Here is a 9111-nt window from a genome sequence, read left to right as displayed (position 1 = left end):
GTTTCTCTATCTTATCGAATTTCATGGTGCCTCCTTTAAATGTTGAGTCACCATTTTACTAAAATTTACATTTAATTCCAGTTTCGAAAGAGGTCTAATCTACATCCGTGGGAAATTCATCATAATTTACATCAGCCACGTATTTGCTATAATTTTGCGTAAGCTTACGAGTAGTCTGAGAAGCACTTTCTTGAAGGGCAAGCTTTAATGCTTGCAAGTTAACTTTACGATTAGTAACAGCTAAAGATGCATACTGCCCTACAACATGAGAGGCAGCCCCTCGAGATGCTATAGCAGTACTACGACATACAGGCGCTGTTAAGCTAGTCATACATTTTCTCCTTAGAAAACATGTGTTTAATATAAATTGTTAATCCCATATTTGGCTGTCTTTTATCCAGAAGAAAGATCTATCTTTTTAGCTTAAGGAATTAAAGAGCCTAAGTGTTTAAACTTTTTGCTTAATTTAACCCTAAGTTTTTCTAACAAAAAAATCAACTTCATTCTAGCGATGTTGCGTAAATGATAAGAAGTGGGTGCAATAAAATTGCTCATTAACGCTTAAAGAGCTATAAAATTTAGCTTGCAAAAGCAAAAATATAGGCAAGCTATGGAAAAGAAGTTCACTTACTCTATACGTCCTACCTCTAAGGGGTTTGATTACAACGAAGCTTTAGTGCAAAGAGGAAGCCTAACTTTAGGGTTTATCGAACATCATTGCCAGCGTAGCCCTTGGAATTTTTTTATCAATCTAATCGGCGGAATAGTAGCTTAGGCTTACGGCCTCTGTAAGCTCTGCATTCAATTGACTTGCATGGAAAAACAAAAGTTAATGAGTTGACTTACAGCTTAGGATATGGTTTGAAGGTATCTTAGAGTGTTTTCTTACCCGATAACTCGCGTTAATACAAGGCTGCGTCTTAAAGGGACGAGCTATTAGACCCCTTACGCACCAAGGCCGAGCTAAGAACAAGAAGGTCTTTACTGATTTTTAAGTAGATGAATCTAAACGAACGCTTAACAAGAGAAGTTAACAATAGGAGACTTAAGCGGTTTAAACTCTTAATATAATTTTAAATCTTTCCTACAAGGAAGACAACGTTTTCTATTAAAAATAATTTCCAAGTGCAACCTAATAAACTGTTCCCTTCAAAGCTAAGGATAATTGTCATTGTGATCACTCTCTTAGTATAAAAGGCTTTTTAAATAAGCAGAACCTTTGAAAAAGAGGCGCACGGTGCTTAAAAAGTTCCGGCGCCTAGTTTGTTCACGGTCTGAATTTGAATTTTACATGATTAATAAGGAAAAGACAAAAGCGAAAAGAGAAACCGATTCGATAATACCGATAGCAGCAAAGCATTTACCAAATAAGGAAGGCTCTTTTAAAGTAGCTTGAATGCCTGTCGCGCAAACTTTACCTTGATAAATAGAGGAAAGCATGATGGCACCGCCAGCACTTAGTCCAATAAATACCGCTGATAAGGGAGAAAGTGTCCCTTCTTGAATAGCTCTGCTCATTAGCAGCATCTCCAAAAAACCGTAGATACATTGAGAGGAAGGAGCAGCAGACATACCAATAAACTTGCCGTGTCCTTCTTCTGTTCGGCTCATCGCCGCATGAGAAGCAGCGCCTGCAATATAACAGCCAATACAACTGCCAATCAAACTAAGCCCGAGAGCTATTGCAGGTCCTGCCATGCTAAAATCCATGATAATTCTCCTAATTGATGATTGAAAATGTTAATCTTTATCTTTGCTTAAAAGGCGTAAAGGATTGAATTTTTTACCGCCACCCTCGAATGAATAGTGATACCACTCAAGAAAATTAAGGCGTAAGCCATGAATGACACCTCCCATAATGCTTAAAACAATATTAGTCGCATGTCCGAGTATAAAGAGGACTGCACCTATAGCAAAGAAAGTGGCACTGGCAAATTCATTGATGGTAGAGCTAACCATTGCTCCTGCTAAGCCAAGAGCGTAAATACGTAAATAAGACATCGCATCGGCAAAAATTTGAATAATGGTCATAGGCTCCAGAAAACCTTTCCAACGATGTTGGCATAGGCCTAAAATAAAGGCTATCAATATTCCTCCGCCGACAAGATAGACTCCTCCTTCTCCCATTGATTTGGGCACACCAAATGCAAAGTGAATAATTGAGGTAGCATTCAGGTAATAAGGAATATACAGATAAGCTCCAAGCATAAATATTACCCATCCTATAGCACTCCAATTACGATCTAGATATCTAAGGAGGGAAAGAATGATATGGACAACTCCAACCATTAATGCTATTTCGAAAAGGATGTTATCGTAGAATCTAAAATACATCGGGTGCTCAACTTTTCCTTTCTTGATTACTGTGGCATTATCAAAAAATTCTGTCGGTGTTTTAGATTCTTTTAATTGAGGAATCTCTTGGACAAATTCTTCATACACATCATCTTTATGATAAAAATGATACTCCCCTTTTTTCTCTACCAGCCGATGGATTAAAGATATCTTTCTAATAGGACTATGAATATCCAAATGAATGCCAAAATATGAAGCCGTCAAGGCACCCCAAACCATACATGCTATACTCAGGATAAGAGCAAGCTTCCATACGCGATGCCCTAAGCCTTTCAAATTGGCATATTTATAACGGATGAATAGGGCCATCAGTAAAAAGATCAAGCCATATCCAGCATCGCCCACAATCATAGCAAAAAAGGCGGTAAAGGATGTTAAAACCCACCAGGAGGGATCTTTATCAGTCGAGGAAGGTGTGTCATAAATATCAACTAGATCTTCTCCAATCTTTTCATAACCTGTATTCTCAAGGCAGGTAGGAACAATTTCGCCTGGCTCTATAGCGACTTGCTCGATATGCACATCTGTCTTTTCGGCCAATAGCCTTAAATCAGCTTTTTTATCCACAGGGATCCATCCTGTAACGGCAAATAAAAAGCCTTCTAAAGGCTCCGAGGAATAGCTTGACGCCGCCTGAAGATGATAGCTATTAAATTTAAATAGTAGGGCGCGATGTAAAAAACTGTTATATTTAGCATAATCCTTGAGGCGATGTTCAACGGTGCGGATCTCTTTTTTAAGGGAAGCTAAATGCTTTTTTAATTGACTCGCCGTGCGAGGAACCTGCATCTCACTCAAACCATCATACTGAATCGGTTCTTTGCTGATAGAGATAAAGTAATCTAGGCCGTGATGATTGCTATTCACAACAATCAGCTCTGTGGGGAGATCCTCGCGCTCTGCGCTTCCAGTTTTAGCAGCGAAAAATTGTATAGTTCGTTTTCCTTCTTTTTCAATAAAAGCTATATCCTCATGAGAAAAATCCCCAAATGCTTCAACACGTATAATTTCAAGATGGGTCAACCTTTCATCTTCAGTAAGCTTAATTAATTCCTGATTTAGCTGAAGAATCTCATTAGCCAAATGATCAGCAAGCTCATATTCTTCTACATCCTCTTGCTCCATTAAAGGTAAGCTACGTAAGATCTTTATAGCAGCTAGAGTATCTTGAATAGAAGAGGGCAGCTCCTGGGTGCCTGAAGGATGAGGATTAATAAAATGAATAAGCCCAGCTTTTTGAGCTTCCTCAAAGAAATAAGCCCGCTGCTCTTCTGAGCCGACGATAAGAAATTTTTCTAGGTCAACTCTCATAGCTGTTCTCCTGCTTGAAGAGCTCTTTGTTCTAATAAATGCTTTTTACGGCCCTCAATTTTAGATTTAGCTACTTTAGCACGCGATACAGCTGCAAGCTGTTGATCCCCTAAAAATACTTTGATTTTTTTGATATTACCAAGAGCGCGTGGAATAAGGATTTTTTCAAAAAGGTTTACGCGAATAGCGACTTCACGTAATTCATTTTCTAAAGCTGCTCTCTTCTCCTGAGCAATATCAATTTTCACCTGAGCCTCTGCTAAGCCGCGCACACCGAGCACGACTCCATCCAACCAAGGTGGAGTGTCAAATAAGGAGTAATGGAAATCTGCAAAATCGACCCCCTCAAAGTAAGGAACTTCCACGCCAGCGATATTTTCATAATGTTTATGGACGGCCAGTATATTTGCAGCACCCATGGGGTCAATCTCTGACTTATCAGACAAGAGCTCTGCATAGCTTTTAACCTCACCGCGCAATGCATGATAGTGATGTTCTAATTTCAAAATTTCAGAACGCGCTTCATTGACTTCAACTTGTAGCATGGCTTTCTTAAGTTGGAGCGTAGGCAAGTATTTTTGTAACTGCGCTAGCTTATTTTGCTGCATTCTAAGTTCGTTTTTCGTTAACTTAAATTCGGCCAACTTTCACTCCTACATTATTTAAGCATCTATTCCAGCTGATTCAATAGCCCACAATCTAAACACATTAAAAAATAAACAAGCAAAAAAGAAGGAGGCAACAACATTTTAAACATTTAAGGTGTATCGTTATAAGTAATTTTACCAGCTTAATTTTGCTTTCTTCTTCTCTGCCCTTATCTTGCCTCTGTCGCTACACTAGAAGGCCAATATTTGGCCACTAAAGCTTGCTTAATGCCGATTTCATCGGATTTAAAACATTCAGCTAAAATACGCCATCCTAGGTCTAAAGCTTCTTCGATAGTAAGATTTACCTCTAATTTCATCATACGCTCTTCAAATAGCTGCGCGTAATGAATCAGCTGCTCATCCCAGTGAGAGAGCTTAAAACCCATGCCTTGGCGCTCTTTAGCTTTCTTAGATTCTGCATAGAGCCGAATCATGCCGTTGGCTAGATCCCCATGATCTTCGCGAGTCACATGGCCAATCACTAGCTGTTTTAAGCGAGAGAGTGAGCCAAAAGGATCAATTTGACGGTTATGAAGATAAAACTGGCCTTCAGTAATATAACCCGTATTGTCAGGTACTGGATGAGTCACATCATCTCCAGGCATCGTAGTAACCCCTACAATAGTGATGGACCCACTCCCTTCAATTAAGACAGCTTTCTCATATCGAGAAGCTAAATCAGAATACAAGGAGCCTGGGTAGCCTCTATTTGAAGGAACTTGGTCCATAGTGATGGCTATTTCTTTAATCGAATCTGCAAAAGCAGTCATATCTGTTAGCAAAACTAGGACATGTTTGCCCTCAATAGCAAATCTTTCAGCGCAAGCTAGCGCCATATCGGGCACCAGCAAACACTCTACAGCCGGATCTGTAGCACGATGGATAAACATAACCGTTTTATTTAAAGAACCTGAAGCCTCAGCATTATCAATAAAAGCTTGATAATCTTTAAAGGTAAGCCCCATACCCCCTAAAATCACTACGTCTGCATCGGTTTGATTAGCAATCCGCATTAAAAGAGGATTGTAAGGTTCGCCTGCCACTGAAAAAATGGGTATTTTTTGAGATTTAACTAAGCAGTTAAAGACATCGATCATGGGGATATTAGTACGTACCATTTGACGAGGAACGATTCTCTTGACAGGATTAAATGAAGGAGTACCAATGTTGATACTTTCGCCAAAAATTTCAGGACCTCCATCAATGGGAAGGCCAGATCCACTTAATCGGCGTCCCAAAAGGGCATCACCAAAAGCTGCTTGCATTTGGCGTTTTAAAAAAATCACTTTATCCTGAGTAGAAATACCGCGTGTATTTTGAAAGACTTGTAAGGTTACCCGTTCTCCTTCAATTCGTAAAACGGAAGCATAGACGCTACGGCCATCTTGCAAGTCAATTCGGGCTAACTCTCCTAGGCTAACGTCCGTCGCCATAAGAGTAATCAGATTTCCCCGCATGTCATTAATTCTTTCATAGACTTTTTTCATCTCAGCTGACCTTTTAGTTTGCTTTTTCAATAAGCTGCTCAATACGAGCAAATGTTTCACGATAGTGGCTTGAAGTTGTCGACATAAAGTTCATATTTTTTATCTGGTTTTGAAGGCTGTTAAAATATTGACGTGCCTCATAATGAGTCGTAAATCTAAAGGGCTTGCCAAAAACTTTATTGATTAACTTAAAAGTAATGATCTGCCTTTTGAGAGGAGAATATGCATCTTCTTTATCAAAAGCATTTTGTTGTAAATAGGCAAAATCGTAAAGCTCAGCTTTAAGAAAGATTACCATGTCTTCAATCGCGGTGCCCTCCTCGCCGACTACTTCCATACGCTTACCAATTTCATAACCTTTGCGTAAGATTGTTTCCGCTGTCTGAACCATCTCTCCCCACCCTTCACACTCCTCGTCAAGTTCCTGGCTTACTTGATCGATATATTTAGACCAAGAGATCAAAGGATCAATCGCTGGATATCTGCGAGAATCAGAACGTTCCCTCGACAGACCTAGAAACGCTCCTACAACCGCTAAAGTTGCTTGAGTTACAGGTTCTTCAAAGTTACCTCCTGCCGGTGATACAGCGCCTCCAATAGTGACCGAACCTTGCTTTCCATTTTTTAAAGAAATCGCTCCTGAGCGCTCATAAAAATCAGCAATACGAGAGGCTAGATAGGCAGGGAAGGCCTCTTCGCCAGGAATCTCTTCAAGACGTCCAGACATCTCTCTTAGAGCTTGCGCCCAGCGAGAAGTAGAATCAGCTAACAGAAGAATATCTAAGCCCATTTGGCGATAATATTCAGCAATGGTAATACCCATATAGATCGATGATTCGCGTGCCGCTACCGGCATGGAAGAAGTATTACATATAATTACTGTACGAGTCATTAAAGTCTGATCAGTATGGGGATCAATTAAATGAGGAAACTCTCGCAGAATTTCTACAACTTCGCCTGCACGTTCCCCGCAAGCTACGAGAACAACGATGTCTACGGAGGAAAATTTTGAAAGGTGATGTTGAAGGACTGTCTTACCTGCTCCAAAAGGCCCTGGGCTGCAAAAAGTGCCGCCTTTCATTAAAGGAAATTGCGTATCAATAATCCTTAAGCCTGTGTCCATCATTTTAGAGGGCTTAATCTTCTCACCTTCAAACAGTGAGGTTTTAATAGGCCATTTTTGCACCATCGTAAACTGATGCTCATAGCCATTTTCATCCATTGCTTTAGCTACTACGGTATCAATACTGTAAGTCCCTGGCTTAATAACCCAAGTGATTTTATATTTTCCAAAATGGGAAAAAGGTAACATGATATGATGCTTGAAACGCTCTTCAATAGTTGTGCCTAAAGTATCCCCTCTTGTTAGAACATCGCCTATCTTAGCTACAGGTAGGTATTCCCAATGGCGTTGCCTATCCAAGGCAGGAATATAGACGCCTCTGGATAAAAAGAAGCCTGCTACATCTGCCACATTTTCCAAAGGATTTTGAAGACCATCTAAAATAGAGGTTAACAGGCCAGGGCCCAATTCAGCTTCCAGAAGATCTCCCATGAATCTGACCGAGGTGCCATATTCAATCCCCGTCGTATCTTCATACACTTGAACTTTAGCTTCGTTCCCTATAATTTCAATTACCTCTGCCTTAAGATCAACGCCTTGCACATCAACCATAGCTATTTCGCCCTGACGAATATGACCTTCAAATTCCACCTGCAGCAAGTTGCCAAAAGCTTTCACAACTTTTCCTTTACTCAAGCTTATTTTTTCTTGTTCTACTGTTGTATCAGCGCTCATAGTTTTCCTTTAATGATAGTATCTACAATTTGTAATCCCTGTTCTTTGTCTAAAGCGCTCCACTTCTCCACGAGAATAAAGCTAGCTAGATAAGCTAATATGCTATCAAAGGAAAAGACATTTAAACCTCTTACCTTTTCAAGGGTTTTTAAACGATATTCATTTAATGCTTTTTGTAAAGCTAAAGGAGTAGTATGTTTCTCATCTAGAATGGTTTTTAATTCTTCAAAACCTGCTGGGGGCTCAAATGTTTTGGAATCTTTTTGAGAAATTAATTGCACCACTATATCTTCATCAAAATTTTCAAATTGAAGCTCTTTAGCCATATCGCGCTCTAATTTTTTTGCTCTATAGGCGGTTAGGATGAGTCGTAAGTTTTTCTCAAAACTAAGGTAACTTTTTAAGAAACCTTGGGTGCTTACCACCTCTTCTCTAAAAAAAGCTGTCATAAGCTGCGGAAAATGATCAATACGAGCTTCTTTACTTTCATAGCGCTCTAAATATTCCATCATATAAGAAGGCAGCAAAGCCGCCTCATCTACAATGGTTTCTTCTAGCTCGTTCAAGTCTAGGTTACCATATTTATCGATAGGTTCTTTTTTTAGATAAGAACGAATATTAAGGAGATCATAGTAACGCCTTAAAACTTGGGTTTGGACATAGTCAGCTTCTGCAAGATTGTCCGCTAGCAATCTTTGCAAATCTCTCCAACTAATCTCAGGCTTTTCACCTAAATGGAGAGGAGGTAATGAAGTTCCCACAAAATAATATTGACGGTTCATAGTGCTTAACTACCAAAAAAGAATTTGCGAAAGTCTTTACGTACATAACGTGAAATTAAATCTTTTAAAGTTTCATCACTCATATCGATCGTTAAGCATTTGTCAATAAATTTTATCTTTACTCCGCCTTTAAAATCTCCTACCACCACGCTTTGATCTTTCAAGCGCTTAAGGATGCCATCAGCTAGCAAATCATTGACTTCTTTAGTAGAGACAGTATGCGGTACAACGGCCGACAAATCTCCGGCCAGGCCTTCCTTCTCGATGGCTTTTATCAAGGCGGCAATTAGATCAGCGATCACTTTAGGGTTAATCGTTGACTGATTAAGTAGCGTATTGAGTTGATCATTAAAAAGATTATGCTCAATTGTTTGCTTTAGAGCTTCTACAGATTGCTTAGAGGCTTGTTGTAGAGATGAATGGAATACATGGCGTTCTTGTTCAAGAGTTTTACGTCCCGCCTGAATTAAAGTTTCCACATGCTTTTCGGCTTCTTCAATGATACGATCAGCTTTTTGCTCAGCCTCTTGGATGATTTTTTTAGCTTCTTCTTTTGCAGGTTCTAAAATCTCGCTTCTCAATTGCTCGGAAATTTTTTTTATTTTATCTTGACCTTTCTCTAATGTCTTCATTGTACTCATCCTCTAGCGGTGTTATCTCTCATTATAAAAATCTGACAGCTTTAAAAAATAAAGGTGCCAAAGGGGAAAAGAGCCATTGTTATTCAG

Annotated in this window: 9 protein-coding genes; 1 reads left to right on the top strand and 8 read right to left on the bottom strand. The window is 39.5% G+C overall.

Annotation, left to right across the window (positions count from 1 at the left end; all coding sequences use genetic code 11):
- Positions 1 to 94 precede the first annotated feature (94 nt).
- A complete protein-coding gene (locus tag NEOC65_RS06715) occupies positions 95 to 331 on the bottom strand; it encodes a hypothetical protein (RefSeq protein WP_213152449.1) in 237 nt (78 codons plus the stop codon).
- 279 nt (positions 332 to 610) lie between these two features.
- On the opposite strand from NEOC65_RS06715, the gene NEOC65_RS06710 reads away from it, so the two are divergent.
- Positions 611 to 775 (top strand): hypothetical protein, encoded by a 165-nt coding sequence (locus NEOC65_RS06710; RefSeq protein ID WP_166155247.1) that lies wholly within the window; start codon positions 611 to 613, stop codon positions 773 to 775.
- Between the two features lie 512 nt (positions 776 to 1287).
- On the opposite strand, the gene NEOC65_RS06705 is transcribed toward NEOC65_RS06710, so the two are convergent.
- From NEOC65_RS06705 to NEOC65_RS06675, 7 genes are all read right to left on the bottom strand, one after another.
- Entirely contained in the window at positions 1288 to 1713 is a 426-nt protein-coding gene (locus NEOC65_RS06705; protein ID WP_347566633.1) for an ATP synthase subunit C, read from the bottom strand.
- 27 nt (positions 1714 to 1740) lie between these two features.
- The gene (locus NEOC65_RS06700) at positions 1741 to 3666 is read right to left on the bottom strand and encodes a V-type ATP synthase subunit I domain-containing protein (RefSeq protein ID WP_213156096.1); all 1926 of its coding nucleotides are present in this window, start codon (positions 3664 to 3666) and stop codon (positions 1741 to 1743) included.
- Complete coding sequence (locus NEOC65_RS06695) at positions 3663 to 4310, bottom strand: V-type ATP synthase subunit D (RefSeq protein ID WP_213152451.1); 648 nt, start codon at positions 4308 to 4310, stop codon at positions 3663 to 3665. Before NEOC65_RS06695 ends, NEOC65_RS06700 begins: the two co-directional genes overlap by 4 nt.
- 173 nt (positions 4311 to 4483) lie before the next feature.
- Positions 4484 to 5803, bottom strand: coding sequence for a V-type ATP synthase subunit B (locus tag NEOC65_RS06690; protein ID WP_166155239.1), 1320 nt, complete (start codon positions 5801 to 5803; stop codon positions 4484 to 4486).
- A gap of 13 nt (positions 5804 to 5816) precedes the next feature.
- Positions 5817 to 7601, bottom strand: coding sequence for a V-type ATP synthase subunit A (locus NEOC65_RS06685; RefSeq protein ID WP_166155237.1), 1785 nt, complete (start codon positions 7599 to 7601; stop codon positions 5817 to 5819).
- Positions 7598 to 8383 (bottom strand): DUF2764 family protein, encoded by a 786-nt coding sequence (locus NEOC65_RS06680; RefSeq protein ID WP_213152452.1) that lies wholly within the window; start codon positions 8381 to 8383, stop codon positions 7598 to 7600. Before NEOC65_RS06680 ends, NEOC65_RS06685 begins: the two co-directional genes overlap by 4 nt.
- Positions 8384 to 8388: 5 nt before the next feature.
- Positions 8389 to 9015, bottom strand: a complete 627-nt coding sequence (locus NEOC65_RS06675) for a V-type ATP synthase subunit E (RefSeq protein ID WP_166155233.1) — start codon at positions 9013 to 9015, stop codon at positions 8389 to 8391.
- Positions 9016 to 9111 lie beyond the last annotated feature (96 nt).

It is taken from the genome of Neochlamydia sp. AcF65 (genome assembly GCF_018342435.1).
Classification (GTDB): Bacteria; Chlamydiota; Chlamydiia; order Chlamydiales; family Parachlamydiaceae; genus Neochlamydia.
This window is presented reverse-complemented; position numbering and strand designations above follow the sequence as displayed.

Bases quoted from the DNA above. Each gene is read 5' to 3' on its own strand.
- NEOC65_RS06715 (WP_213152449.1), bottom strand. From the start codon at position 331: ATGACTAGCTTAACAGCGCCTGTATGTCGTAGTACTGCTATAGCATCT.
- NEOC65_RS06710 (WP_166155247.1), top strand. From the start codon at position 611: ATGGAAAAGAAGTTCACTTACTCTATACGTCCTACCTCTAAGGGGTTT.
- NEOC65_RS06700 (WP_213156096.1), bottom strand. From the start codon at position 3,666: ATGAGAGTTGACCTAGAAAAATTTCTTATCGTCGGCTCAGAAGAGCAG.
- NEOC65_RS06690 (WP_166155239.1), bottom strand. From the start codon at position 5,803: ATGAAAAAAGTCTATGAAAGAATTAATGACATGCGGGGAAATCTGATT.
- NEOC65_RS06685 (WP_166155237.1), bottom strand. From the start codon at position 7,601: ATGAGCGCTGATACAACAGTAGAACAAGAAAAAATAAGCTTGAGTAAA.
- NEOC65_RS06680 (WP_213152452.1), bottom strand. From the start codon at position 8,383: ATGAACCGTCAATATTATTTTGTGGGAACTTCATTACCTCCTCTCCAT.
- NEOC65_RS06675 (WP_166155233.1), bottom strand. From the start codon at position 9,015: ATGAAGACATTAGAGAAAGGTCAAGATAAAATAAAAAAAATTTCCGAG.